The sequence below is a fragment of the Streptomyces sp. NRRL F-5122 genome (genome assembly GCF_001507435.1).
Taxonomy (GTDB): Bacteria; Actinomycetota; Actinomycetes; order Streptomycetales; family Streptomycetaceae; genus Streptomyces; species Streptomyces lannensis.
Genome location: NZ_LMWH01000228.1, coordinates 278303 through 303304, shown reverse-complemented (window position 1 = coordinate 303304; position 25002 = coordinate 278303). Strand labels below are relative to the sequence as shown.

29 protein-coding genes are annotated in these 25002 nt (G+C 69.5%); 7 read left to right on the top strand and 22 right to left on the bottom strand.

Annotation, left to right across the window (positions count from 1 at the left end; all coding sequences use genetic code 11):
- Positions 1-64: 64 nt before the first annotated feature.
- A complete protein-coding gene (locus ADL25_RS22315; protein ID WP_059129523.1) occupies positions 65-313 on the bottom strand; it encodes a GntR family transcriptional regulator in 249 nt (82 codons plus the stop codon).
- 123 nt (positions 314-436) lie between these two features.
- On the opposite strand from ADL25_RS22315, the gene ADL25_RS22310 reads away from it, so the two are divergent.
- Positions 437-841, top strand: coding sequence for a DUF6415 family natural product biosynthesis protein (locus tag ADL25_RS22310; protein WP_234380995.1), 405 nt, complete (start codon positions 437-439; stop codon positions 839-841).
- A 264-nt stretch (positions 842-1105) separates the two neighbouring features.
- Here the strand turns inward: ADL25_RS22310 and ADL25_RS22305 are convergent, their stop codons facing one another.
- The 11 genes from ADL25_RS22305 to ADL25_RS22275 all read right to left on the bottom strand — a co-directional run bounded on the left by ADL25_RS22305 (position 1106) and on the right by ADL25_RS22275 (position 9616).
- Entirely contained in the window at positions 1106-1291 is a 186-nt protein-coding gene (locus tag ADL25_RS22305) for a hypothetical protein (RefSeq protein WP_059129522.1), read from the bottom strand.
- Between the two features lie 65 nt (positions 1292-1356).
- Positions 1357-1542, bottom strand: coding sequence for a hypothetical protein (locus tag ADL25_RS22300; protein WP_059129521.1), 186 nt, complete (start codon positions 1540-1542; stop codon positions 1357-1359).
- Positions 1542-2024 carry a hypothetical protein gene (locus ADL25_RS22295; RefSeq protein ID WP_059129520.1) on the bottom strand — a complete coding sequence of 161 codons (483 nt, stop codon included), beginning with the start codon at positions 2022-2024 and terminating at the stop codon, positions 1542-1544. Before ADL25_RS22295 ends, ADL25_RS22300 begins: the two co-directional genes overlap by 1 nt.
- A 547-nt stretch (positions 2025-2571) precedes the next feature.
- Entirely contained in the window at positions 2572-2856 is a 285-nt protein-coding gene (locus tag ADL25_RS22290) for a hypothetical protein (protein WP_059129519.1), read from the bottom strand.
- The gene (locus ADL25_RS52240; RefSeq protein ID WP_420711356.1) at positions 2853-3005 is read right to left on the bottom strand and encodes a zinc finger domain-containing protein; all 153 of its coding nucleotides are present in this window, start codon (positions 3003-3005) and stop codon (positions 2853-2855) included. The genes ADL25_RS22290 and ADL25_RS52240 overlap by 4 nt, the downstream gene beginning before the upstream one ends.
- Positions 3006-3031: 26 nt before the next feature.
- On the bottom strand, positions 3032-5623 hold the full coding sequence (locus tag ADL25_RS22285) for a phage/plasmid primase, P4 family (protein ID WP_059129518.1): 2592 nt from the start codon (positions 5621-5623) through the stop codon (positions 3032-3034).
- A 203-nt stretch (positions 5624-5826) separates the two neighbouring features.
- Positions 5827-5967 (bottom strand): hypothetical protein, encoded by a 141-nt coding sequence (locus ADL25_RS49065; RefSeq protein ID WP_159044976.1) that lies wholly within the window; start codon positions 5965-5967, stop codon positions 5827-5829.
- Positions 5968-5992: 25 nt separating this feature from the next.
- The gene (locus ADL25_RS49060; protein ID WP_159044975.1) at positions 5993-6142 is read right to left on the bottom strand and encodes a hypothetical protein; all 150 of its coding nucleotides are present in this window, start codon (positions 6140-6142) and stop codon (positions 5993-5995) included.
- Between the two features lie 3 nt (positions 6143-6145).
- On the bottom strand, positions 6146-6382 hold the full coding sequence (locus tag ADL25_RS49055; RefSeq protein ID WP_159044974.1) for a hypothetical protein: 237 nt from the start codon (positions 6380-6382) through the stop codon (positions 6146-6148).
- Positions 6383-6550: 168 nt separating this feature from the next.
- Complete coding sequence (locus ADL25_RS22280; protein ID WP_059129517.1) at positions 6551-8056, bottom strand: recombinase family protein; 1506 nt, start codon at positions 8054-8056, stop codon at positions 6551-6553.
- 225 nt (positions 8057-8281) lie between these two features.
- A complete protein-coding gene (locus ADL25_RS22275) occupies positions 8282-9616 on the bottom strand; it encodes an MFS transporter (protein WP_420711355.1) in 1335 nt (444 codons plus the stop codon).
- 197 nt (positions 9617-9813) lie between these two features.
- On the opposite strand from ADL25_RS22275, the gene ADL25_RS22270 reads away from it, so the two are divergent.
- Positions 9814-10215, top strand: coding sequence for a winged helix-turn-helix transcriptional regulator (locus ADL25_RS22270; RefSeq protein ID WP_059129515.1), 402 nt, complete (start codon positions 9814-9816; stop codon positions 10213-10215).
- Positions 10216-10225: 10 nt separating this feature from the next.
- Here the strand turns inward: ADL25_RS22270 and ADL25_RS22265 are convergent, their stop codons facing one another.
- The 4 genes from ADL25_RS22265 to ADL25_RS22250 form a co-directional block, all read right to left on the bottom strand.
- Positions 10226-10660, bottom strand: coding sequence for an acyl-CoA thioesterase (locus tag ADL25_RS22265; RefSeq protein WP_059129514.1), 435 nt, complete (start codon positions 10658-10660; stop codon positions 10226-10228).
- A 118-nt stretch (positions 10661-10778) separates the two neighbouring features.
- Positions 10779-11408, bottom strand: coding sequence for a hypothetical protein (locus ADL25_RS22260; RefSeq protein WP_059129513.1), 630 nt, complete (start codon positions 11406-11408; stop codon positions 10779-10781).
- A 50-nt stretch (positions 11409-11458) separates the two neighbouring features.
- Positions 11459-12109 (bottom strand): histidine phosphatase family protein, encoded by a 651-nt coding sequence (locus tag ADL25_RS22255; RefSeq protein WP_059129512.1) that lies wholly within the window; start codon positions 12107-12109, stop codon positions 11459-11461.
- Positions 12110-12194: 85 nt separating this feature from the next.
- Positions 12195-13403 carry a pyridoxal phosphate-dependent aminotransferase gene (locus ADL25_RS22250; RefSeq protein WP_059129511.1) on the bottom strand — a complete coding sequence of 403 codons (1209 nt, stop codon included), beginning with the start codon at positions 13401-13403 and terminating at the stop codon, positions 12195-12197.
- 87 nt (positions 13404-13490) lie between these two features.
- On the opposite strand from ADL25_RS22250, the gene ADL25_RS22245 reads away from it, so the two are divergent.
- Positions 13491-14120: a winged helix-turn-helix transcriptional regulator gene (locus tag ADL25_RS22245; RefSeq protein ID WP_059129510.1), complete on the top strand. Its 630-nt coding sequence runs from the start codon at positions 13491-13493 to the stop codon at positions 14118-14120.
- Between the two features lie 99 nt (positions 14121-14219).
- On the opposite strand, the gene ADL25_RS22240 is transcribed toward ADL25_RS22245, so the two are convergent.
- The 3 genes from ADL25_RS22240 to ADL25_RS22230 form a co-directional block, all read right to left on the bottom strand.
- Positions 14220-15029 carry a hypothetical protein gene (locus ADL25_RS22240; protein WP_059129509.1) on the bottom strand — a complete coding sequence of 270 codons (810 nt, stop codon included), beginning with the start codon at positions 15027-15029 and terminating at the stop codon, positions 14220-14222.
- The gene (locus ADL25_RS22235; protein WP_059129508.1) at positions 15029-16294 is read right to left on the bottom strand and encodes a VWA domain-containing protein; all 1266 of its coding nucleotides are present in this window, start codon (positions 16292-16294) and stop codon (positions 15029-15031) included. The genes ADL25_RS22240 and ADL25_RS22235 overlap by 1 nt, the downstream gene beginning before the upstream one ends.
- Positions 16295-16479: 185 nt before the next feature.
- Positions 16480-17988, bottom strand: a complete 1509-nt coding sequence (locus ADL25_RS22230; protein ID WP_059129507.1) for an IucA/IucC family protein — start codon at positions 17986-17988, stop codon at positions 16480-16482.
- Between the two features lie 87 nt (positions 17989-18075).
- On the opposite strand from ADL25_RS22230, the gene ADL25_RS22225 reads away from it, so the two are divergent.
- The 3 genes from ADL25_RS22225 (at position 18076) to ADL25_RS22215 (ending at position 21186) form a co-directional block, all read left to right on the top strand.
- Positions 18076-19575 (top strand): IucA/IucC family protein, encoded by a 1500-nt coding sequence (locus ADL25_RS22225; protein WP_059129506.1) that lies wholly within the window; start codon positions 18076-18078, stop codon positions 19573-19575.
- 382 nt (positions 19576-19957) lie between these two features.
- Positions 19958-20872, top strand: coding sequence for a HipA family kinase (locus ADL25_RS22220; RefSeq protein WP_059129505.1), 915 nt, complete (start codon positions 19958-19960; stop codon positions 20870-20872).
- Positions 20869-21186: a SelT/SelW/SelH family protein gene (locus ADL25_RS22215; protein ID WP_059129504.1), complete on the top strand. Its 318-nt coding sequence runs from the start codon at positions 20869-20871 to the stop codon at positions 21184-21186. The genes ADL25_RS22220 and ADL25_RS22215 overlap by 4 nt, the downstream gene beginning before the upstream one ends.
- A gap of 1 nt (position 21187) precedes the next feature.
- On the opposite strand, the gene aceB is transcribed toward ADL25_RS22215, so the two are convergent.
- Positions 21188-22807, bottom strand: coding sequence for a malate synthase A (gene aceB, locus ADL25_RS22210; RefSeq protein WP_059129503.1), 1620 nt, complete (start codon positions 22805-22807; stop codon positions 21188-21190).
- Positions 22808-23009: 202 nt separating this feature from the next.
- The gene (locus ADL25_RS22205) at positions 23010-23609 is read right to left on the bottom strand and encodes a nucleotidyltransferase family protein (RefSeq protein ID WP_059129502.1); all 600 of its coding nucleotides are present in this window, start codon (positions 23607-23609) and stop codon (positions 23010-23012) included.
- Between the two features lie 184 nt (positions 23610-23793).
- On the opposite strand from ADL25_RS22205, the gene ADL25_RS22200 reads away from it, so the two are divergent.
- The gene (locus ADL25_RS22200) at positions 23794-24108 is read left to right on the top strand and encodes a DUF5955 family protein (protein ID WP_079050517.1); all 315 of its coding nucleotides are present in this window, start codon (positions 23794-23796) and stop codon (positions 24106-24108) included.
- A gap of 76 nt (positions 24109-24184) precedes the next feature.
- Here ADL25_RS22200 and ADL25_RS22195 read toward each other — a convergent pair whose 3' ends face one another.
- Positions 24185-24982: an IclR family transcriptional regulator gene (locus ADL25_RS22195; protein ID WP_059129500.1), complete on the bottom strand. Its 798-nt coding sequence runs from the start codon at positions 24980-24982 to the stop codon at positions 24185-24187.
- Between the last annotated feature and the right edge of the window lie 20 nt (positions 24983-25002).

Sequence of the window (25002 nt, the reverse complement as noted above, 5' to 3'; positions counted from 1 at the left end):
GTTAAACCGTGGCTGCTGAGCTGGGCTGGAGCACGCACTCACATTCGCTCCAGACCCCTCAGGCTCACGCCTTCGGCGGCTGCTCCCGGACGAAGATCCCCATGCCGGTGACGGTTTCCACGAGTCCTTCGTCCTTGAGCACCTGGACGGCCTTGCGCAGCGTGTCGCGGGCCACCCCGTAGGTGGCTTCCATTTCGACGAAGCTCGGAATGCGTCGGCCAACCGGGATCGTGCCGTCCTCGATCAGTTCCCTGATGTGTCCGGCGATCTGCCGGTACGGCGGTACGGGACTGTCCCGGTCGATAGCGCTCATGATCCGGACGTTAGGCGACTAACCCCGTCCGCCCATAGCCACCCCCGGGGGTAGTCAGGGGTAGTACACCCAGATAGCGTGGGAGCTGAAGGACCCCGGCGAGTCGGTCAGGACTCCCGGGGCATGGTCAACCTGAGAAAGCAGGTCGACATGGCGAAAGCTACCGCCACCCCACGCCGGGCCCAACAGGCGGACCCCCGTCCGCCGGACGTGGCCGAAATGCGCCGCCGCGCGGTGCCGCTCATGGACCCGGAATCCCCGGCCCCCGCGCCGGAAGAACTTCAGACGCTGAACGCGCTGATGCGCGGGCACATCCAACTGCTCATCCCCGAAGTGGAAAGCATGGCCACTGCACTGCCCATGGAAGACATTCCCCGCGCCTGCGCCCTGGCCTGTGTCGGAGAGGCGCGCATGCGGCTGCGGATCGGCTGGCCCGAGGATTCCGAAGCCGTACGCCTGTCCGTGGCCAGGAAACTGGCCCGCTCCGTCAATGCCCTGTGCGACCACTGGGAGAACCTGACGGAGTGAAGGCGCAGGATTGAAGACAGGGAGGGGGAGGGCCGTGTGACGGGAGTCCTCCCCCTCCCGCGCGCAGCGCCAGGAAACAGACAGTATCTGCGGCCTTTTTCAGCGAAATACATGGCATTTGCAGCGCAGAAATAGAGAAACCCCCGGGAGGTGGTAGCCCGGGGGTTTTCTCTGCGCCTGTCAGAGGCTTTTTTTCACGCCGGTAGGTCATGGCCTTGAGGGTCCCTCAGCGTGAATGCACGCCTCACAGGCAACTGCGCAGTCTCAGGCGGTCGGACCGGTGTAGGTCTGCATGGACCCGCCCAGGAATCCGGAGTCCGGGGACTCCGTGTGCATGGCATTGGGTCCGGGGCGCTGTGCGCCGTGATTGGTGCCCATCACGGGCTGCTGCGTCGATACCGCCGCCGGGTCGGCGCAGGTGCCCTGCTTTGCCAGGATGTCCGACCACACGGCCCCGCCTTCATGGCCGGGCCAGGTCTCGGCAAACTCAGAGCCTGAATTCTGCTGGGAAGTCATCACTGTCCCGTCTCTTCGCCGCCACCGCCGAACTGAGCGTTCATCACTGCACCGTCGGCACCGACGGGTGCGGCGACATTCGGTGCCGCACATCCGCCTTTGAGGGCCTTCATGGGCTGAATGCCACCGTGGCCCGGGTCGCCGGAAAGGTCGGTACCCGGAACTGCTCGGGCGTAGTTGTCCATCACTGCCACCCCTGTCCGTTGTAGCTCTGGGTGCCGTTCGTGTTGCCCTGGCTCCGGAGGATGTCCATAAGTTCTTCAGGGCTGGCAGCGTTCTGAATGCGATTGGCCATCTCTCGGTCGCTGCCGAGGGGAGGCGCGGCCTGCACGCCCATTTCTTGCAACCGCTGCATCTGCATCATCTCCTCCTGCGTGAGGATCGGAGAGCGCGGATTCCCGTTCTGCTGCGTCAGGATGTTCTGAGGTGCGTAACCCGTTCCCTGCGGGCCCTGGCCCAAGAGATCCCGGTTCGCTTCCTCGGCCTCTTGCAGCCTTGCCTTGAGTTCGGCGTTCTCCGCCTGAACCCTCTGCGCATAAGCGCGCAGTCCCTGTCCGCCACGCTGGCGCTGCTGGGGCTGCTCTTCGATTTGCTGCTCTTCGTACTCGTCGGGGTCAAAGCCGCCATAGGCGCCGCCACCGCCGTAGTACCCCATGCCGTAGGACACGACAGGTCCCCTTTCGTAGGCCACTCGATCCCGGGACAGGAAAGAGGCTCCACTCCGGACTTAGATCCGTCGGTGCCGGGCGATCCGACGGTGTACGCACATTACCGGGGAAAATAGGGACCCCCAGCCGGCGACTTGGTCATGAATTTGGTTACTCGCTTTAGGAGTTGCAGTCATCGGTGCACGTCTACGGCAGAGGGATTGCCCTTTTCCTTGACCTACTGGCGTGCAGAACTCGTCGGGCAGCGTGCTCTAGTCCGGGGTCGCGTTCAATCACGCCTATGAACCAGGCGAGCCGAATGACAGGCTCTTCCCCGGTACGGCTGTGCGCCCTTCTCGTGGCCTCGGCCACGGTCAGGGATACGCACTGAGGACAGGCGGCTTTCAGTCCGCCCCAAGGGCACTCGCGCACGTGCTGGACTACTGCGCGGTCGAATCGCATGATGGTCTCCTTCGTCTTCTCACGCGGGGATGAGGATCGGTGGCCCGCCCCTACATGTCCCGGGGGCGGGCCACTCGTCTTATGCGAGTATCCGGACGGGGGCCGTCACTGCTTCTCCTCGGGAGCAAGCGTCAGCTTTCGCCGATCCTCCGTGTTCGGGAAATACGCCCGGTCCCTGGCAAGGTCGGGGCGCTCGACCGCAAACGCAGCCTCAAGTGCGGCGCGGGCCAGTGTCAGGGCTCGCACCGCATCGTCGAGTTTCTTGGGCGCGATCATGGTGCGTGGATAGGCATTCGCCGTACGCACGGCGCTGCGGATCAACTCGCCATGTATCGCGGCGAGCATGGCTCCCATCTCGGCGTGCTCTTCAGGGCTGAACCGTGACTTCATTCCCTCTCCTCAGTGTTGTTGCTGACCGCCCATTTGATGGCGGCTCGGATCTGTAGGGCCGTCCTCTGCGCGTGCGGCGCAGGACGGCCGTTCTTCATTGCGCAGGGCGCGCCAACGGGCGCGGCGCACGCCGGGCAAGCGAAGTCCATCGGCATGGGCATCGGTATGGACGTGGTCATCGGTCCTCCCTCTTCGGCGGTACGAACGGACGGCCAGGGGTGCGGGTCGGATCACTCTGACCAGGGCGGTTACCGGAGTTACCGGAAGGGTTGTTCCTCTGGGCAAACGGCTCTCGTATGGGAGGAACAAGCGCTGCGGTAACTGCGGTAACCGGGGGCTCTTCTCCGGTGTCCTGAATGGCTTCTTCTACGTCGTCCGTGGTTGTACGGAAGCGGACACCGACCCACGCTTTGTAGGTCGTCGTCCGGGGCTTGTACGGCTCGAATGACCCTGGCTCCCGGACCGGTTCGGAGAGCCTTGCGCTCGCCTTCACGGGCTTGTTGACGACACCACGGCTACGGAACTCGTCGTGTCCCCCGATCCGGGTGGCCAAAGTCTTGGCGTTCCACGGATTCATCCGCTTTTCGGCCAACCACCGGTTCAGCTCCTCCAGGAGATCGGAGGCGCGTACGTGGCGGTCCGGATCGAACACCAACTGCTCCGTGATGAACGCGAGAGCCATGTCCGACTCCTTGCGCCATTCCAGGGTGTCGGTCTCAACTCGCCCGGGAAGCGGCGGCATGACTCGCTCCGCCGCATACCAGCGCTGCGCGCCTTCAACCAGCCACGTGAGGGTGGCGGTGTGCACATCCGGGTTGTTCTCACATCGGGCCCGAAGTCCCGGATCTCCGTGTCGGTCGTCCGGACTGACCAGCTCTTCCCCGGGCTTACGGAATCGATAGGGGAACGTGAGTAGCGCCAGGCGCCGCCATGAACCGTGGTCGGTCTCCGTGATTTCCGGCCGGAAGTTGGTCGAGATGAACATGGCGTGAGTGGCCGTGTACGTCACAGGGTCCTGACGCATCCGCCTGGCCGTGATCTGCGGCGTACCTACCGTGCGCTTGAGGCGCTGCGTGTCCAGCCTGCGCGCTTCCGGGGTTTCCTCCAGCACCGCGAAACGAACGCCCATCAAATCCATCAGTTCCGTGGGATGGGCCGACGGGTCGGCCATCAGGACGCGGTCCGAAAGCAAGGTGAAGTAGTCACCCAAGGCCCGTGCAACGGTTGCGTTTTCGGTCGTCTTTCCGTTCTCGCCCGAACCCTGGGTGACAACCAAAAGGTCATCAGGTGGGGTGTGCCCGGTGGTTGCCTGCCCCTGGCGTATCTGGAGCCATTCGCGCGTGTCATCCGGCACCGCTTCCAACACCTTGTCCCAGTCCGGGTGCCGATAGCCGGGGCGGTATTCCGCACCCGCCATCTTTGTCATGAGCAAGTCCGGGTCGTGGGGCAGCGGTTCACCCGTGATCAGGTTCACCACACAGTTCTGAGCGTTGAGCAGATCAGGGTTTCGGTCGAGTTCTTCCGCCAGGGTGAACACACCTTCAAAGCCCCGGGTCATCTTCAGCACGGTGGCCTGCTTGTCGCCTCTCAGCGTCCGGCGCCATCCGTTCATGATTTCCCCGGGAACACTGCCCGGCTCCTGGCGCTCCTGGTCCAGAGCGCCCTGGTATTGCCGGACAGCCCATTGCCGGACCTGTTCGGCCACCTCCAACTCATCGCACTGGCGCCAGACTTTGCCGGTCCAGCATTTCCACTCAAGCCCTGGAACGAAGCGGTATGTACCGGCCAGCACGTCGGCCACCACGGACTCCGCCAGGAATGAATCTGCGAACTGATCACTAGTCCGTGGTGCAGTGCGACGCGTACGCCGTTCCTCCCAAACTCGGGGCTCTTTGCCTGCGTCCTTCAACCCCTGCTCGATTCCGGCGTAACCCTTCTCGTGGCCGTCCTCCCATGAGTCGACAGCAGCGCGCAGCGCCGTGCGCAATTCCTCCACGGAGATCTGATGCGGGGCGAACTGCGCCAGCTCGAATGCGATGTCGTTGAGCGGCTGCGTGGCTGGAGATCCCTTACCGGCACTGGCCGGTGGCATCGCACGGACCTCTGCGCACCTCTGCTCGATGTACCGGCGCAGTCCCTCTGGCGCGCCCTGGGAGCCGTTGATGGGCTCTGCGCCCCTCTGGGTGACCGGAGGCGTGCTGGGCCGTCCTGGGGGCACGTACGGCTTTCGGTCCAGTTTCTCCGGGACCCACGCGGGCAACTCGGCGGGCCGGACTTTGACCGTGCCCCAGTACTGCCCGCGCTTTCCGTCCTCCTCCACCATCGACGGGGCGGCCACCACGTATCCACCATCGCCCCGGGTGTCAACGTCCGGCCCCAGTCCGGCCTTTTCAGTCCCCGTGGAGTTCCTTAGGCGAGGTTCTGGCATCTGGAAGTAGTGCTGCCATCCGCCGGACCACGTCCGAACCGTGTAGGTCTTCGGCAAGGCGCCGTGCTCGGTCTCCAGCGCGGCCAGGGTCTCCGCGCCTTTCTTCCCGTTCTTCGTGTCCACATCGATCACGAAGAGATTCGAGGCGCCGGTGGCGATGCCGATGTTGGCGTTCGGCGTCTCGGTCCACCACGCAGTAATGACGCGCGGGTCGGTGGTGGCGTCTTTGAAACCGTTGCGAGTGGCAGGAACCTTCGACAGGGGACGCAGCGGAAAGACTGACCAGCCCATTTGGGCATAGGCCACTGCCACCTGAAGAAGGGAGCCCTGATCTGGCATGCTTGACCTAACTCGTTTAGGTCGCCCCGGTGGGATTCCTCTCCCTCCCCGGGGCGATCGTCTTTTAGGGACCCGGCAGTCAGTCCGCCTAAGGCGGTTCCTCTCCTCCGGACGGGTCCTAAGGCGCTATGTCATCCTGGGCGTGCCTTTCATCGAGGTACTGAGACCGCCCCGGGCCTGCACCCGAGGCGGTTCTCTTTTGGTCAGGCAGCGTTGCTCTTGAGCCTGTCGAGGATCTTGTCGAGCTTCGCTTCCATGCGCGTCATTTGTTCCTTGTTCGACCGCTGACTAGCGGCGATCTGCTCTACAAGGTCACGCATGGACTGCGCAGTTGTTTCAGACATGGTTCTGCCTTTCATCGAGGGTGTTTCAGGTGTCGTCCTCCACGTCCGTTTCCGGAGTGTCGGAGGTCTCTTCGGTCTCTCCGTCTTCCGTCTGCTCGGTGAGGATGACTTTCCAGTCCAGTCCGGCCGTGCCGAAGTGGTGCCGGACTGCGGGGTTGTCGAACCAGTCGGGCATGGCTCACGCCGCCTTATCGGACGCTGCGGGCGCCGCAGGTGCCAGCAATGAGCGCAGCCTTTCAAGCTGCTCGGGTGTCGGCGCGGGTGCCTCATTCGCAACGCGCTGTATCTCTTCTTCGAGCAGCGCTACGCGTAGGTCGCGCTGGTCTTCACTGACATCTGCGTCGGGGTGATGTCGCCGCGTATTCGCGATACGTGAACGCACCTGGCGCCATGTAGGGCCGGGTTCAACGGCCATGAGTCCTCTCCTCAAGGGCGTGCGCACATACCGGCACCCCGCCGGTATGGCCCCCTCTCCTTGAGGCATTTAGGAACGTACAAGGTCCCGACGGGATATCCAAACTCCCACCGGGACCCTGTAGTTATTGCTTTACCTATTGGTTTCTTTGTCTGTGCCTCCGGGTTGTTACCGCTCCACGCGCACCCACCTGCACCTATCTGCGACAGAGTCCGAGTCGCTATCTACCACTCGCCTAACCCTTACCTGCCCTAGAAGTTCAGGGCTCAAGAGCAGCGAAGCAATGGCCCGCTGTGCCGTGATCTCCGTGCGTTCCCAGCGCTCCACAGCACCGGGGCCCACCTCGAACAGGGACGCCAGGGGATTGGGCGCCGTGAGGGCACGCTCCCGCTCCTGCATCTCCCTGATGCTCGCCTCCAAGGTGGAGATCTTCCGCGCGATGATGCGCGCCTCTGCCGGGGTCTCCGGGTCCTCTGCCTCGAATGCCTCCAGGCTCGCCTGTGCCTGTGTGAGTTCTGAGCGCACGGCGGACAGTTCTGCACTGTCGCCAGGGGCGGTAAGGGCCGCTGCCACGTCCGGCCGTGAGAGATAGGCCAGGATCACGCCGGGGTGCTCTGCATCCCCGATCAGGAACTCATCCACCCTGGCTTTATCGAGCCGAGTGCATGCACGCGTCCGGCAGATGTAGGCGGCGTGGCCATGGTGACCGCCGCCCTGTTTCTTCGGACGGGTCCCCGGAGTGAGCGTCATTGGCCCGCCGCACACGTCGCACCGCAGCGTCCCTGTGAGCACGTGGCGAACAGAGTTTGTCGTGTGGGTCTTTCGGGTGGGGTCGGCCAGCAATCGCTGAACCGCATCGAACGTCTCCCGATCGATGAGCGGTTCCCAGTTCCCCGGACGCTCACTGCCACCGTGCGTACGGATACCGATGTACGTCTTCCGCGTGAGCATGGGGCGCAGATTGGCAGCCGCGAAAGGAACGCCGTTCTCCCGGCTCACAATGCCGCGCCGCTCCCAGTCCCGAGCAATGGAGCCCATGGACTCCGGGGCCTTCTCAGGACCGCCAAGGACTCGCCGGAACAGCTCCTGAACCAATGGCGCCTCTTCGGGGTCCGGGTACTGCTCAACCGGCCGTGAGCGCCCGTCGATTACCTCGTAGCGGCGTGCGTACCCGAACGGTCGTTTCCCGTGTGGCTTTCCCTCTGCGAGAGCGGAGTCCGTTCCACGCAACACGCGGACGGACAACAGACGCGCCTCTTTCTCGGCGTCATTGATCCCGGAGATGAGACTGTGCCTGTCCTGATAGTTGGCGGGGTTGTAGGTGCGCTCGTGGGACGTGATGTGAATCAGGTATCCGCCCAACTCGGCAGCGTCCACCAGGGCTACGCCCTTACCGGTTTCCCTCGCTAGGCGGGAGATCTCCCACAACACGAGAACCGTCCCCGGTTCTCCGAAGTCCTTCGACTCCAGATCTGCCATGAGCCGATCGAAGTCATCGCGCGTCTTCCGCGCGAATTTGGAGGCGCTACCCGTGTCGGCGTACGCCTCTCCCCATTCCCATGGGCCGTGCACTTTCCCTGCGTTGACGTTGTCCCGCTGCTGGTCCGCGATGGACCGGGCGACGCGCCCTTTGCCCTTCGAGACGCGTAGGTACTCCCTGGCCGTTGTGGTCATGTCCTCTCCTCCTGAGGTGCCCTCTCAAGGGGACCATAGGTAGAGAGGTGTCCACGGAGATGTACAGACTCGGCTTGATCGTTCGGGGTGCCGTGGACGTGCAGCATCGCACCTCGGGACGACGCCCGCACCCGATATCCGCCTCACGCGGTGCCGGACGGACCCGGCCGCCGTGAGCTCCGCCGGGCGGCCGCGCGGCTCGTCGCATCGCCACCCCGCCGCCGGTCACGTCCGTCGCCGCAGCACCCCCGCCGCCAGTACGAGTGCCGCCAGCGCGAACCCCGTCGCCACCATGAACGCGAGCCGATAGCCGTCCGCGGTGGCCGGCAGCAGCCCCGCACCCCGTCGGAGCAGCCCTTCGGTGCGGCTCGCCGCGAGTGTCGACAGGGCCGCGAGGCCCAGTGAACCGCCCACCACCTGCGTGGTGTTGAACAGTCCCGAGGCCGCACCCGCGTCCTCCCCCCGCGCCCCCGACATGGCGAGCCCGGTCAGTGCGGGCATCGCGGCCGCGAAGCCGGCGGCCAGCAGGAGCAGCGGTGGCAGGACGTCGGGAAGGTAGGAGCCGTCGGCCGGCGCGCGGCTCAGCAGTGCCATTCCCGCGGTGATCAGCACCAGTCCGGCGATCAGGACCCGGTACGCGCCGAACCGGCCGATGGTCCGCGCGGACAGGCCGAGCATCAGCACCCCGATCGCGACGGGTGCCGGCAGGAAGGCCGTGCCTGTCGCCAACTCGCTGTATCCGAGGACCTGTTGCAGATACAGCGCGCCGATGAACTGGAAGCCGTACATCGTCCCGATCATCAGGATCTGCACGGCGTTCGCGCCGGTCACCAGGCGGGAGCGGAACAGCCGCAGCCGCAGCAGAGGCCGTGCGGCCCGCGCCTGACGGAGGGCGAAGGCCGCGAAGAGGGCGGCGGCGAGCACGGCCGACAGCAGCGTGGCGGTCGGTCCGCGGTCACCGGCGCCGACGATGACGTACACCGTGAGCATCAGCGCGCCGGTGACGAGGGCCGCCCCCGGATAGTCGGCGCCCCTGCCGAGCCCGGCGCCGTCCTCCGGTGACACCACACGGACCGCGGCGATCAGGGCGGCCACCCCGATGGGCAGATTGATCAGGAAGATCCAGTGCCAGCCCAGAATCTGCGTCAGTGCCCCGCCGAGGAAGGTGCCGAGTGCTCCACCCGCCGCTCCGACGGCGCTGAACACGGCGATGGCGCGGGCCTGTTCCCGCGGCTCGGGGAACAGCGCGACCAGCATGCCGAGCACCACCGCGGACGCCATGGCGCCGCCGACGCCCTGCGCGGCCCGCGCCGCTACCAGCACGCCCTGCCCGGTGGCCACCCCGCACAGCACGGAGGCCGCGGTGAACACGGCGAGCCCTGCCGCGAACATCCGTTTGCGGCCCACCAGGTCCCCGAGCCGTCCCGCCAGCAGGAGCAGCCCGCCGAAGGGGATCAGATACGCGTTGACGACCCAGGCGAGTCCAGGCCCGCTGAACCCGAGGTCGCTCTGGATGGCCGGCGTCGCCACGGTGACGATGTTGCCGTCCAGGATCGTCATCAGCGTTCCCGCGCACAGAACGGCGAGGGACGCCCAGCGGGAGTACGTGCGGTGCGGCGACGCCACCCGCGCCGATGCCCCGGTCGTGGTCGACATGACCTCGTGGCCTCCGTCATCTCCATGGTCACCAAAGGTGCACGACTTGTAACGGGGTTAATCGTCAGTGACCATGGAGGGCGGCGTAAGGAGGCAGTTCGATGTCCCAGAGGAACACCGGTGTTACGGCGCAGGTCGTGAACGCGTACGCGTGCCCGGTCCGCGAGGTTCTTGACAGGGTCGCAGGCAAGTGGAGCGTGCAGATCCTGGTGGCGGCCGCGCACGGGCCGATCCGCTTCACGGAGCTGGAGCGCGGCATCGAGGGCATCAGCCGTCGCATGCTCACGCTGACGCTGCGCAATCTGGAACGCGACGGACTGGTCACCCGTACCGTCCATCCGACGGTACCGCCGAAGGTGGAGTACGCACTCACGCCCATGGCCCAGGAACTGCACGAGACCCTGCAACGGCTGACCGACTGGGCCGAGCGCAACCGCGTCCACATCGCCGAGGCGCGCGCCGCCTACGACGTGGAGCACCGTCCGGAGCAGCTGGGCGAGTAGGCCGGGGACCTCACAGACCGAACGCCTTCGGCTCGAGTGTCAGTGACCGGAAGTACCCCTGCGGGTCGGCCACCAGCCTGCGCTCCTTGAGGTCCATCAGCCCGCCGACCGACGCGATCTCCGCGGAGACCGTGCCGTCCGCCTTGAGGATCGTCTGCACCACCCGGAAGGTCTTGCCCTCGCCCCACTCGAAGGCGCACGTCACCTCGACCTCGTCGCCTGCGCGCAGTTCGCGCAGATAGCGGATCTTCGTTTCGAGGACGACCGGTCCGATGCCCTTGGCGAGCAGCTCGGACGGACCCACCCCGGCGGCCTGGAGAATGCTCCAGCGCGCGTGCTCGGCGTACTGCAGATAGACACTCTGGTTGAGGTGTCCCAGGGCGTCGGTCTCGTACCCGCGGACGGTGACCCCGACGGAGAACGGGGCTGCGGCGGTGTCGGCCATGAGCTTCCTCCAAGGTGACGGCATCAGACGTAGGAAATCTACGTCAGGGCTCAGCGTCCCGATCATCCGGTCGAGGACAACGGCCCTCCGGCGGCGGGCCGTTCACGCCGTGGGCGGCTCATCTGCGCCGCGGCGACGCCAGGAGATACCGCGCCCGGGTCCTCGGCTCCGAGTGCTCGCTCACCTGCCAGCCCGCCTCCTCCAGCGTGGCTGCGCAGGCGCGCAGCGCCGTGAGGTCCTCGTGGTGGACGGCGATCGCCTCCGGCTGCGCCGTCGCCCGTACCCGATAGCCCTCGCCGTCGCCCGGCGCGGGACGATGTCCCGCCGCCTCCAGCGCGAGCGCGGCGGACCGCACCAGATTGGCGCGCTCCCACGCGCACGGGCGGTCCACGGCGTCGCCCGGATTTGTCATCCGCCGCAGTTCCAGCAGCCCCTGCCAGGCGCTGTGCACCTCCCGCCGCCGCGCGGGGGTCGCGTCCGCGGCCTCCTCGCCGCCCACACGCGCGGCGAACACACCGGTGTCCTCCGGCGGCGCGGGCGAAACAACCGGTTCCTCGACGGACGGCGCCTCCCGGATCCGATGGCCCGCGGGGGTCAGGAAGTGGTCGTGCGGCGGACGCGGATGCCGGAAGGCGAGGCCCCGCTTCACCAGGGCGGAGAGCTGGGCGTCCGTGCCCCTCAGGCGCCCGGTCACGGGGTCGGCGGTGTTGATGACACGCAGCTGCGCGGCGGTCGGCGGCCGGGTCACGGCGTGCTCCCTCCCGCGCGGGCGGACCGGACCGGCGCCCGGAGTCCGGGTCAGTGCTCCGGGAGTCCCGCCTCTCCCGCGGAGAGGGACCCGTGCGAACAGTACGCGTCGGGTCTGACATTCCAGCCGGCCACGACATGGCGGCGGTGCTCGAGGCCCAGTCGGCTCATCGTTCCGGTGGAGAGCAGGAACAGCGCGCCGGCCGAGGCGGACAGGCCGAGGCGCCGCGCGGTCAGCACCCGCAGGAAATGGCCGTGGGAGACCACGACCACGCTGCCCTCGGCATCGCCCAGCGCCGCGTCGATCTTGGCGAGCACGCGGTCCGCACGCGTCCCGACCTCGTCGGGGCTCTCCCCGGGATGCTCGGGCGGTCCGGGTGCGACCCCGTCGGTGAACAGGAACCAGTCCGGCCGCGTCCGGTGGATCTCGAAGGTCGTGACCCCCTCGTACCCGCCGTAGTCCCATTCGGACAGGTCCGCGTCGACGCGCGCTCCGCCGATACCGGCCAGCCGGGCGGTCTCGAGGGCCCGCTGCATCGGGCTGACGAACGCCGCCGCGATGTGGTGCCGTGCGATCAGCGGCGCCAGCCGACGCGCCTGCTCCCGGCCGTTGTCGGTCAGCGGGACGTCGGTCCGGCCGGTGTGCCGCCCGGACAACGACCACTCGGTCTCCCCGTGCCGGACGAGAATGAGGTCGCCCACGCCGTGCCCTTCCTGTATCCGTCTAACGGCACCGTGCCACAGGCATGCCGTGCCGGCAGGGCGGATTGAGCCAGACGGCCGCCCCCTACTGGCGGTATCCGCCGAGGAACCGGCCGATCCGCCCGATCGCCGCCTCCAGGTCGTCCGCGTGCGGAAGCGTGAGGATGCGGAAGTGGTCGGGAGCGGGCCAGTTGAAGCCGGTGCCCTGGACCACCTGGATCTTCTCCCGCAACAGCAGGTCCAGGACGAACTTCTCGTCGTCGTGGATCGGGTGCACCTTCGGATCCAGGCGAGGGAAGGCGTACAGCGCGCCCTTCGGCTTCACACAGGACACGCCGGGGATCTCGTTGAGCCTCTCCCAGGCGCGGTCGCGCTGCTCGCGCAGACGGCCGCCCGGTGCGGTCAGCTCGTGGATGGACTGCCGGCCGCCGAGCGCGGCCTGGATCGCGTACTGGGCGGGGGCGTTGGCGCACAGCCGCATGGAGGCCAGCATCGTCAGGCCCTCGAGGTAGTTGCGCGCGTGCTGCTTCGGACCGGTCACCACCAGCCATCCGGAGCGGAAGCCCGCCACCCGGTACGTCTTCGACAGCCCGCAGAAGGTGAGGACCACCAGGTCGGGGGCGAGCGCGGCGGCCGAGTGGTGCACGGCGCCGTCGTACAGGATCTGGTCGTAGATCTCGTCGGCGAGGACCATCAGGCCGTGCCGGCGCGCGAGGTCGAGGATGCCCTCGATGACCTCCTTCGGGTAGACCGCGCCCGTGGGGTTGTTGGGGTTGATGATGACGACGGCCCTGGTGCGGTCGGTGATCTTGGCGGCCATGTCGTCCAGGTCGGGGTACCAGTCGGCCTGTTCGTCGCACAGGTAGTGGATCGCTTTGCCGCCGGCAAGGGTCGTCACGGCCGTCCACAGGGGGAAGTCCGGTGCGGGGATGAGGACCTCGTCGCCGTCCTCCAGCAGCGCCTGTACGGCCATCGACACGAGCTCGGAGACGCCGTTGCCGAGGAACACGTCGTCGACGTCCACGTCCAGGCCCCGCTCCTGGTAGCGCTGGGCCACGGCGCGGCGGGCGGAGAGGACGCCGCGCGAGTCCGTGTAGCCGTGCGCCTGCGGCAGCATCCGGATCATGTCCTGGAGGATCTCCTCCGGCGCCTCGAAGCCGAAGAGGGCGGGGTTGCCGGTGTTCAGGCGCAGCACGCTGTGGCCCGCCTCCTCCAGCGCGTTCGCGTGCTCGATCACCGGGCCGCGGATCTCGTAGCAGACCTCGCTGAGCTTGCTCGACTGCCGGAACTCCATGTGCCGCTTCCCCTCCGCCGACTGGTGTTGCTTGGTTTTACCAAGTGGAAGCTTGGTAAGTCCAACAACGTGTCTAGACTGCGTCGCATGTCACCTCGCCGAAGCTACGACCAGTACTGCTCCACGGCCCGGGCCCTCGACGCCGTCGGCGACCGCTGGACTCTTCTGATCGTCCGTGAGCTGCTTGCGGGACCGCGCCGCTACACCGATCTGCACGCGGACCTGCCGGGTGTGAGCACCGACGTCCTGGCGTCCCGGCTGAAGGACATGGAGCGCGACGGGCTGACCACACGGCGGCGGCTGCCGCCGCCCGGAGCCGCGTTCGTGTACGAACTCACCGCCCACGGAAGAGGTCTGCTCCCGGTGCTCCAGGCGCTCGGCGACTGGGGCGCGCCCGCACTGGCCGAGCGCCGGCCGACGGACGCGGTGCGCGCACACTGGTTCGCGCTGCCGCTGCTGCGCTCGCTGGAGGGCGAGGGCCTGGTCGAAGTCCGGCTGGACGAGGGCGAGTTCCATCTGTGGCTGGGCGGCGCCGGGGAAGGCCCGGTCTACGGCGACGGCGCCGCCCCCGGCGAGCCCGACGCCCGGCTGGCGCTCGACGGGGACACGTGCACGGCCCTGAGCCGGGGCTTCTTGACGCTGCATCAGGCTGTGCGTGATGGACGCGTGGCGGTCTCGGGCGAGGGGAGGCTCGCCAAGTCGCTGCGCGGGGACTGAGCCGCCCACGGGGCGCTCCTCCCGCGCGCCCGAGGGGCGCGGGCGGCGACGCAAAGGCCCGCCGTGCCGGAGACACGGCGGGCCTTCGACGGCGGTGTGTCAGTAGCCCTGCGGCACCCGGGACGGCCGTCCCGAACCACGCGTCAGCGCGTAGCCCCCGATGCCCGCGAGCGCCGCGAGGATGCCGCCGATCGCGGTCCACACCCAGCGGTCGGACCACCAGCCGGACGTCCAGCCGTCGTCGGGCTTCAGCGAGGACAGCACGGCCGCGTCCGACTCGGACGAGGTCTCCTCCTGCGAGGTGGTCGCGATCCCCGGCACCAGCGGCTGCGCGAGCGATCCGTCCACGGCCGCCGAGCCGCCGATCTCCTTGGAGTCGACCCGGAGTTCGGTGTTCACCGGCAGGCCGAGGTCCGCGGCACCGAGGCCCACGGCCGTCAGCCGGACGTAGTACGTGCCCGGCAGCGGGTCGTCGGCCCACGGCTCGGACCAGGCGCGGACCGTGCGCAGCGTGCAGGCCAGGTCCACGGAGGACGCACCCTGAGCCGCGGTGCGCGTCTGAGTGCCGTACTGGCACGCCTGCCGGCGCCGCAGCCCGTCGTAGACGTCCAACTGCCAGCTCTGCGCCCCGCTGCGGGACGTCGAGGGCAGCTTCACCGTCGCCTTCACCGTGGGGCGCTGCCCCGCGTCCGCGGGGAAAGACCAGTACAGGTAGTCACCGGTGGAGGCGCTCGCCGTGGCCTGCTGTCCCTGCTCGATCTCCGTCGCCGTACGGAACGACGTGCCCGCCGAGGTGGGCGCGGCGCTGTCGCCGGACGGGCTCGCGGAGGGCGAGGAGTCGGCGACGGCCGGGGTGACGGAGGCGCCCAGCAGCAGGGCCGCCGCGGTCAGCATCTTTCCGATACGCATCAGTTGGTCCTCCAGACCGCGAACCGCCAGCGCGAAATCCAACCCCACAGGACACCCGCGAGGAAGCCGGTCAGGACCAGGGCGCCGAGCAGCCACCAGCCGCGGCCGAGACCGAAGGAGGCGACGTCGCCCGCCTGGTCGGGACCGTCGACCACGTCGACGGTCAACTCCAGCGGGAACCCGGGCGTCGTCTTGACCCCGGCCGCGGGCGAGAAGGAGTTGGCCACCTGCAGGCACACCGTCTCGGCGGGGGCGTCCTCCTCGTCGCTCTTCGCCTTCGGATAGCGAAGGCCCGTCGACATCACGTCCGTACGGCCGGAACCGGTCGCCTCGCCGCGCACGATCTCACGCCCGTGCACGGTGATCGCCCGCAGTGTCACCCCGTAGTCGGGGTTCACCTGCCGGTCGTCGGAGACACTCACGGAGGCGCGCAGCTCCTGACCGGGCGCCACGTCCACGCGGTAGAAGCGGTGCTGACCGAACTCCTCGCGGTCCGTGTACAGGCCGGACTTCAGCGTGGGCGCCGACGTGCACTGCCCGGTGCCGTCCACGGCCACCGGCGTGACCACCTTGTCCGCCGTACGGTCCACCAGCTGATTGACCTTGTCGGAGAGCTGCTCCTTGTGCTGCACCGAGGTGTAGGTGCCGCCGGTGGCCTCGGCGATGCAGCTGAGCTGCTTGCTGAGCTTGGCGTTCGGTACGAGGCCCAGGGTGTCGATGGTCAGCCCGATTCCCTTGGCCGCGATCTCACGGGCCACCTCACAGGGGTCGAGCGGGGCGCAGGTGTCCTCACCGTCGCTGATGAGGACGATGCGCCGGGAGCCGTTGCCGCCGTCGAGGTCGTCCGCGGCCTTCAGCAGCGCCGGGCCGATCGGGGTCCAGCCGGTGGGCTGGAGCGTGGCCACGGCCGTCTTGGCCTCGGTCCGGTCCAGCGGCCCCACCGGATAGAGCTGCGCGGTGTCCTTGCAACCGGTCTTCTGGTCGTTGCCCGGGTAGTTGGCGCCCAGCGTCCGGATGCCCAGCTGCACCTCCTCCGGAGTCGCGTCGAGCACCTCGTTGAAGGCCTGCTTCGCCGCGGCCATCCGTGAGCCGCCGTCGATGTCCCGCGCCCGCATGGAACCACTGACGTCGAGGACGAGATCGACCTTGGGCGCGTCCTGGGCTGTCGTCTCGTCGGCGACGGCGCCGGCCGGGACGGCCATCCCGGCCGCCAGGGCGGCGAGCAGGGTGCAGACACCCGTCGCCAGCCGTTTTCTTGTGATCATCGGCGGATCTTATTGATCAGACGGTGCGTGCTTCAAAACGAGCCGTGGAACCCTGGCGGTCCAGTCGAACAACCCTGCCGCACCGGCAGGTGGAAGCATGGTGAAGCTGCGGACGCCCGGGCCGCGTTCGACGCCGGCGGGTCCGACTGCTGGGCGGCCGACGGGAGTCCGGCCGCTGCGCCGCGTCACGGACCCGCCCCGGTCAGCGGGTTCGGCAGCAGCGTCCACAGATCGCCGGACCGCCCCGGCGACAGCCGCATCAGAGTCAGGGCCTTGGTGGGCAGGGGCTCCGCGGACAGCACGGCCAGATCCGCTGTGCGCGGCAGATCCCGCACGGCCGGCTCCAGTGCGTCCCGCAGCGCCGCCGCCGACCCCGCGGTCGAGGCCAGCGCGCCCGCCACCAGGGAGCCGAACAGTTTGCGGCGCAAGGTCGTCTCGTCGTCCGTGACCATCCGGCCCGCCAGGTCCGGGGACTTGATGCCGTGCCGGGCCAGCCGGGCCGGGCTCACCCGGATGTCGGCGAGATCGCGATAGACCAGCCGTCGCGGGGCGCCCGTGGGCGAGAGCACGACCAGCAGGTTCTGGCCGTGCGCCTCCAGGGCGACCCCCAGGTCCAGCAGCCGCAGTCCCACGGTGAGGACGAGCCGGGTGAACGCCGCGAACCACGTGGCGGACGAGGGCAGGCCAGTGAGCGGCAGAGCGGCGACGGGCACCACCCGCTCGCCGGCCGCGGTGTCGGCCCGCGTCTCGGGCGACTCGCGCACCACCGCCGCGAGATCGGGGGAGTGCGCGCTGACCGCCCCGAGAGTGCGGGTGACGTGCAGCAGGCCGTCGGTGCGCGCGGCCGTCGACGCCACGAAGTCGGAGACGGCGAGCGACGTCTCGACGGACTGCACCGAGATGTCCCGCACCGAGGACGTCAGCCGTGCGCTGAGCGCCGTCTTCACATGCGGGCCGCCGTCGGGCAGGGCCAGGGTCCGCAGGGACATCAGCGGATGCGCGGCCGGCCCCTCCTGCGCAGGCGCCCCGAGTACGTGAGCCGTCTGCCAGGGATGGACCGGGACCAGGGGGCTCCCGCCGTACCGCAGCCACTTCGGCCACTCGCCCCGTACGATGCCGCCGTCGTCCAGGGGCATCAGGCCGAGGCGTACCAGCGGCCGGTGCTCGGGCCCGTAGGCGAGCTGCTCGGCCACCGAGAAGCCCGGCCGGGACCGGCAGTTCGGATGGAACGGGTGCCCGTCGACCACCCGCTGCTCCCATTCCCAAGCGCTCGCCGGTTCCGGCAGGCCCTCCGGCTGGTCTGCGCGGGACAGCGCCAACGACGCCGTGCTGTGGTCGAGTTCGGCGGCGAACGGGTCGCCGTGGGGGACACCGAGCGCCGTCATCAGCGCGCCCGGACGGCCGTGCGCCCGTCCCTCCAGGAGCACCTCGGTCGCATACGCGTCGGTCGCGTACGGGTCGGCGGGCGGCCCGTGCAGCCGGCGCCCGTCGGTCAGGTGGAGCAGGAGCCCGTCGACCGTCGGCTCCCGGCGCGCGATCCACGGCAGCGGCTCATGGGCCAGTGCCCGCCACAGGCGCGACAGGACGGCGGCGCGGGCGCCGGGGAGCGCGGCCGCGTACGCCGCCGACAGGCCGGGCCGTACGAGATCGAGCTCGTGTGCGAACTCGGTCTCGGTGGAGGGGGAAGGGGGCACGGTCGGGCTCCTCGGGGGACGGGGGCGGCGGATCCTGGAGGCGGACCACCACCGACATACTGAGCGTCAGTGCACCGTACGGAACGAATGGATCACGTGGACCGCATGCACCCCAGGGACGACGTCCCCGAGCGCGCCGACGCCTACGCGCTGGCGCCGCTGCTGAACTGCCTGATCCGCGAGGCGGCGGAACCCACCGGCGAACCGGGCGTCCACCGGCTGCGGGCCGGCGGCCGGCTGATTCGGATACGCGGCGGACGCCGGCCACGGGATCCGGAGGTGTACGCCGGCGGCTCCTGGCAGCCGCTCACCCATGCGGAACTGGTCAAGCTCACCGCCGACGAACTGCGCCGCGCCACCGGCCTCGACAGCCCGGAACTCCCCGTGGAGATGATCGACAGCCGGGACGCGGTGGCCGCGATCCTGGCCGCGCGTGCCCGGGCGACCGCGCCCGAGGACCCGTATGTGCGCTCCGAGCAGTCGCTGATCACCGGTCACCCCCACCATCCCGCCCCGAAGGCGCGCGGCGGCGGCCCCGTCGCGAACTGGCTGCCGTACGCGCCGGAAGCGTACGCCCGTTTCCCGCTCGCCCTCCTGGGCGTACGCGAGGACGCGGTGGCCGAGGAGGGCGACACGACGGCGCTCGACGAGCTCGGTTCCGCCCCGGCGGGGTACCGGCTGCTGCCCGCGCATCCCTGGCAGCTCGCTCTGGTGGCCGCCCGCCCGGAGATCCGGGAGGCGTTCGACGACGGCCGCCTCGTCCGGCTCGGCGAGACCGCGCTGCCCGTCGCCCCCACGGCTGCGATCCGCACCGTCTACGCCCCGGACGACGACCTCTTCCTCAAGTTCAGCCTGGACGTGCGGATCACCAACGACATCCGCCGGCTGTGGCGCCACGACCTGCTCAGGCTGCGCAGCACCGACGAGGCCGCCGTCTCCGCGTTCGCCGCGGGTCCTGGCCCGGCCGCCTGGCTGAGCGACCGCGGCTACCGTACGGCCGCCTTCGCCTTCGAGGAACTGGCCGTGCTGGTCCGCGACGGCCTGCGCCCGCATCTGCTGCCCGGCACCACGCCGCTCCTCGCCGCGGCCCTCGTGGAGGGCTTCGAGGGCAGTCCGCTCAACGCGCTCCGCGACCCTGCGGCCTGGTGGACGGCCTATCTGCGCCAGGTCGTCCCGCCGGCTCTGGAGGCGTTCGAGCGGCACGGCGTGGTCCTCGAGGCGCATCTGCAGAACACGGTGGTCGCCGTGGACCCGGCGGGCCTGCCCGTCCAGGCGCTGTTCCGGGACGCGGAGGGCGTGAAACTCCTCGCGGAGGTGTCCCGTGCGGCTGGCTGGGAGCGGCTCGTCTACTGCCTGGTCGTCAACAACCTCACCGAAGTGGCCGCCGTGCTGGCGGAGCGTCGTCCCGGCTGGAACCCCTGGCCCGCCGCCCGCGCCGAACTGGCCCGCCATCCGGTGCCCGAGATCCCGGGCCTGCTGGCCTCGCCCACCCTCCCCGGCAAGACGAACCTCCTGCTGCGCTGGACGGGCGCGGACGGCGCGGACGCGCGCTATCTGCCCCTGCCCAACCCGCTGGCCTGCCGGTGAGCGGCCCCCACCGGGCCCATGGCGCACACGGGCACGGAGCCGAGGTGCTCGGCGTCGGCGCCGTGCGGGGGCCGGGGGCACGACGGGTCGGCCGGACCGCCCGCGCAGCGCCGGCCCGACACCGCCGACGACGCCCATCGCGTCCCGATGTGGACCCGGAGGCGAACCGGGCACCGAGCCGGTCGGGGACGTCGTCGACGGGCGACTCGGAGCCGTGGACCGCGTAGTGCCCGGTCGCTCGGGCACTCCGTGCTCCGGTCACCCCCGGTTACTATGGTCACTTCATGCCGGAGGGCCGGAAACAGGACGGCCGGCTCCGTTGTGACACGCCTTCGAGGTCGAGCGCGGACGGCACGGGTGAAGAGGTTGGTGGCCTGAGGACATGCTGAGAGAGGTCACCGCTGCTCGCTATGTCGAGCCCCTGCGCTCCGGCGGTTCCGTGCCGGGCGTCGTCGAGGCCGACGACCTGGGGACGTACGTCGTGAAGTTCACCGGCTCAGCCCAGGGCGTCAAGGCGCTGGTCGCCGAGGTGATCGTCGGGGAACTGGCGCGCCGGCTCGGACTGCGCGTGCCCGAGCTGGTCCTCACCCACTTCGACCCGGCGATCGCCGCGCACGAACCGCACCAGGAGGTGCGCGACCTGCTGAACGCGAGCCCCGGCGTCAACCTCGGCATGGACTTTCTGCCGGGCGCCCGGGACTTCACCCCCGAGGTCGCCCGGGCCTGCACGGTCGACCCGCTGGAGGCCGGCAGGATCATCTGGCTCGACGCGCTGACCGTGAACGTCGATCGCACGGTCCACAGTTCCAACCTCATGGTCTGGCCGACGTTCGGCATCGCTCCGCCGAAGCTGTGGCTGATCGACCACGGTGCGGCCCTGGTCTTCCATCACCGATGGAACGCCTCCGCACCGGACAAGGCGTACGACTTCCGGCACCACGCCCTGGGCCACTTCACCCCCGACACGCGGGCAGCCGAGGCCGAGCTCGCGCCCAGGGTGACCGAGGCGCTGCTGCGCGAGGTCGCCGAGGAGGTGCCGGACGCGTGGCTGGCCCGTGAGCCGGGCTTCGCGACGCCCGGAGAGGTCAGGGACGCCTACGTGGACTACCTCACGGCCCGGGTCAAGGCGTCCGAGGCCTGGCTGCCCACCGACTTCCCCACCCGGGAGGAGCTCGCCGCCGAGGAGGCCCGGCGCGCGGAGCGGACACAGGAAGGCCGTCCGGCATGGCTCAAGCGGGTCCCGGACCTGCACGGCAAACCGGCGGCGCGACAGGATTGGTCGGTGCACCTCGGATGACGGACACCCCCGGGACGACCGGCGCCCCCTCGCGGGAGGCGCACCGCGTCCGGATCGAGTACTGCACCCAGTGCCGCTGGCTGCCCCGCGCGGCATGGCTGGCGCAGGAACTGCTGACGACGTTCGAGACCGAGCTGACGGAACTCGCGCTCACACCGGGCACGGGAGGTGTCTTCGTCGTCAGGGTGGACGACGAGGTCGTCTGGGACCGCCGTGAGCAGGGTTTCCCCGAGCCCACGGCGGTGAAGAGGCTGGTCCGCGACCGAGTGGCCCCGGGCAAGCCCCTGGGCCACTCGGAGAGGCAGGCCGAGTAGGTCAGCCGCCCAGCTGCTCGTAGGCGGGCAAGGTCAGGAAGTCCGCGTAGTCCTCGTCCAGGGCGACCTTCAGAAGCAGGTCGTGGGCCTGCTGCCAGTGACCGGCCGCGTAGGCGTCCTCGCCGATCTCGGCCCGGATGTTCGTCAGTTCCTCGGCCGCGACCCTGCGGGCCAGCTCCGGGGTCGCCTTCTCGCCGTTCTCGAACTCGACGCCCGCGTTGATCCACTGCCAGATCTGCGAGCGGGAGATCTCCGCGGTGGCCGCGTCCTCCATCAGATTGAAGATGGCGACCGCGCCGAGGCCACGCAACCAGGCCTCGATGTAGCGGACACCGACCTGGACGGCGTTGACCAGTCCCGGGTAGGTCGGCTTCGCGTCCAGGGAGTCCACGGCGATCAGATCGGCCGCCTTGACGTCCACGTCCTCGCGCAGCCGGTCCTTCTGGTGGGGCTTGTCGCCGAGGACCCGGTCGAAGGACTCCATGGCGATGGGCACCAGGTCGGGGTGGGCGACCCAGGAGCCGTCGAAGCCGTCGTCCGCCTCGCGGTCCTTGTCGGCCTTGACCTTCTCGAAGGCGACCCGGTTGACCTCCTCGTCGCGCCGTGACGGAATGAACGCCGCCATGCCGCCGATCGCGTGCGCACCGCGCTTGTGGCAGGTGCGGACGAGGAGTTCGGTGTACGCGCGCATGAACGGGGCCGTCATCGTGACCGCGTTGCGGTCGGGCAGGACGAACTTCGGCCCGCCGTCGCGGAAGTTCTTCACGATGGAGAACAGGTAGTCCCACCGGCCCGCGTTCAACCCCGAGGCGTGGTCGCGGAGTTCGTAGAGGATCTCCTCCATCTCGTACGCCGCGGTGATCGTCTCGATCAGGACCGTGGCGCGGACGGTGCCCTGCGGGACGCCGAGGTGGTCCTGGGCGAAGACGAAGACGTCGTTCCAGAGGCGGGCCTCCAGATGGGACTCCGTCTTGGGGAGGTAGAAGTAGGGGCCCTTGCCGAGGTCGAGCAGACGGCGGGCGTTGTGGAAGAAGTACAGGCCGAAGTCGACGAAGGCGCCCGGCACCTGCTGTCCGTCGACGAGGAGATGACGCTCGTTCAGATGCCAGCCGCGGGGGCGCACGACGACGGTCGCCAGCTCCGCGTCCGGGCGCAGGGCGTAGGACTTCCCGGAGGCCGGGTCGGTGAAATCGATGCTCCGGGTGTACGCGTCGATCAGGTTGAGCTGGCCGACGACGACGTTCTCCCAGGTGGGGGCCGAGGCGTCCTCGAAGTCCGCGAGCCACACCCGGGCGCCCGAGTTGAGGGCGTTGATGGTCATCTTGCGGTCGGTGGGGCCGGTGATCTCGACACGGCGGTCGTTCAGGGCCTGCGGCGCGGGCGCCACCTTCCAGGAGTCGTCCGCGCGGATCGCGGCGGTCTCGGGGAGGAAGTCGAGCGTCGAGGTGCGGGCGATCTCGGCGCGGCGCTCAGCACGGCGGGCGAGCAACTCGTCGCGCCGGGGCGTGAACCTGCGGTGCAGCTCGGCCACGAAGGCGAGGGCCGCATCCGAGAGGACCTCGTCCTGCCGGGGCAGGGGCTCGGCGTCGACCACGATCGGCGACGGCGCTGGTGCGGACATGAGCGGTCACTTCCTTCAGCGAGCTGATGCGGGGACACCGCGACACCGGGTGCCAGGGAGCCCGGATGCGGCTGACGGTGCCCCGTGAGTGGTCCTGCGCTTCTGACCTGTGGATACTAGTTTCCTCATGGTGGAAGTTCAATGATCTGTTGATGTCGAGACTCTCCGTCTCGAGGGAGGTCGGCTCCGGGTGCCACCCTCCTCACTCGAGACGGGCCAAGTCGGCCTGTGTGTCGATGTCGTAGGGCTGTGCCACATCGCCGCACTCCACCAGCGCGATCGCGTTCTCGTGGGCCTTGAGGTAGTCGCGCGCCCCGCGATCGCCCGTCGCCGCCGCCGCGACGCCCGCCCAGTGGCCGGCGCCGAACAGCACCGGATGTCCGCGTACCCCGTCGTACGCGGCGGAGACCAGCGTCGCCTCGTCCTCGTAGGCGGCGAGCACCCTGGCGACCGCCTCGGGACCGATACCGGGCTGATCGACGAGCAGGACAAGAGCCGCCGGGGCGCCCGTCCCGGCGAGGGAGCCGAGGCCGGCCCGCAGGGAGGAGCCCATGCCGCCGGCCCAGTCCGGGTTGTCCACCAGTACGCAGCCGGACAGATCCGCCCGCTCCCGTACGGCCGCGGCGGACGCTCCGAGCACCACATGGACCCGCTCGCACCCCGCCGTGCGCAGGCTCGCCACCGCATGTTCCACGAGGGTCCGCCCCCGTTGCTCCAGCAGCGCCTTGGGCCGTCCGCCGAGCCGCCGACCGCCGCCGGCCGCGAGGAGCAGTCCGGCGATCCGGTCCTCTTTCGGTGTCATACGTCCTGCATACCCGACCCTGTGCCCACCGCGCCGTTCCAGGGACTGAATTTCGGTCCGCACGGTGGCGCCCGGACCACCGGGTGGCGTTTACTGACCCGCGTCCCCGGCGCCCGACCAGCGCCATGGGGGCGCGGACGGTGTGTCGAGAAGTGCGCACGACGGGGTGCGAGGGGGGAGAGCTGTGTTGCGGAGCTTGGGGCAGAGGCCAGTGACCGGCAGTGAAGAGGACCCGAGGGTGGCGGAACTGCGGACCGCCGTGTCCCGGCTGCGCCGTGAACTCGCCACCCTCCCTTCCGAGTTCCCCGACCGTGCCATAGCGGAGGACGAACTCGCCGCGCTGGCCGCGATGGCCCTCAGCGGTGTCCCCGAGATCCCACGGCTGCGCCGCTCCCTGCTCCTGATCGCCGGCGCGATCGGCTCGGTCAGCGCGCTGGCCCGGGGTCTGTCGGATGTGCGCAGCGCGGTGGAACTGTTCGGGGAGTCGCGGCGGGACTGACCCGCACCGCCCATGACCGGCATGCCACGGCAGCGGCCTTCGGCCGCACGGCCGGACACCGTGTGCGCATCGGGGGTCAGGCCGTCGGGGTGCCCGAAGTCGCCAGCGCCTGCGACAGTTCCGCGGCCACCTGCTGGAGCACCGGCACGATCTTCTCGGTCGCCGCGTCGGTGACACGGCCCGCCGGTCCTGAGATGGAGATCGCCGCGGCCGTCGGTGAGTCGGGCACGGACACGGCGAGGCAGCGGACCCCCAGTTCCTGCTCGTTGTCGTCGACGGCGTACCCGTGCGTGCGCACCTCCTGCAGCGCGGCCAGGAACGCCTCGGGACTGGTGATCGTCTTCTCGGTCGCCGCGGGCATGCCGGTGCGGGACAGCAGGGCGCGCACCTCGTCGTCCGAGGTGGTGGCGAGCAGTGCCTTGCCCACGCCCGTGGAGTGCGGCAGCACCCGCCGGCCCACCTCGGTGAACATGCGCATCGAGTGCTTGGAGGGGACCTGCGCCACATAGACGATCTCGTCCCCGTCGAGCAGCGCCATGTTGGCGGTCTCGCCGGTCTCCTCGACCAGTCGCGCCAGATAGGGGCGGGCCCAGGTGCCGAGCAGCCGGGACGCCGATTCGCCGAGCCGGATCAGCCGGGGGCCGAGTGCATAGCGGCGGTTGGGCTGCTGGCGTACGTAGCCGCAGGCCACCAGCGTGCGCATCAGGCGGTGGATCGTGGGCAGCGGCAGCCCGCTGCTCGCGGACAGTTCGCTCAGGCCGACCTCGCCGCCCGCGTCGGCCATCCGCTCCAGCAGGTCGAAGGCGCGCTCGAGGGACTGGACACCGCCCGCGGCGGACTTGGCGGGGGCGTCGCTGGCGCTGGACGTCGACACGGCGCGTTCCTTTCGGGGCC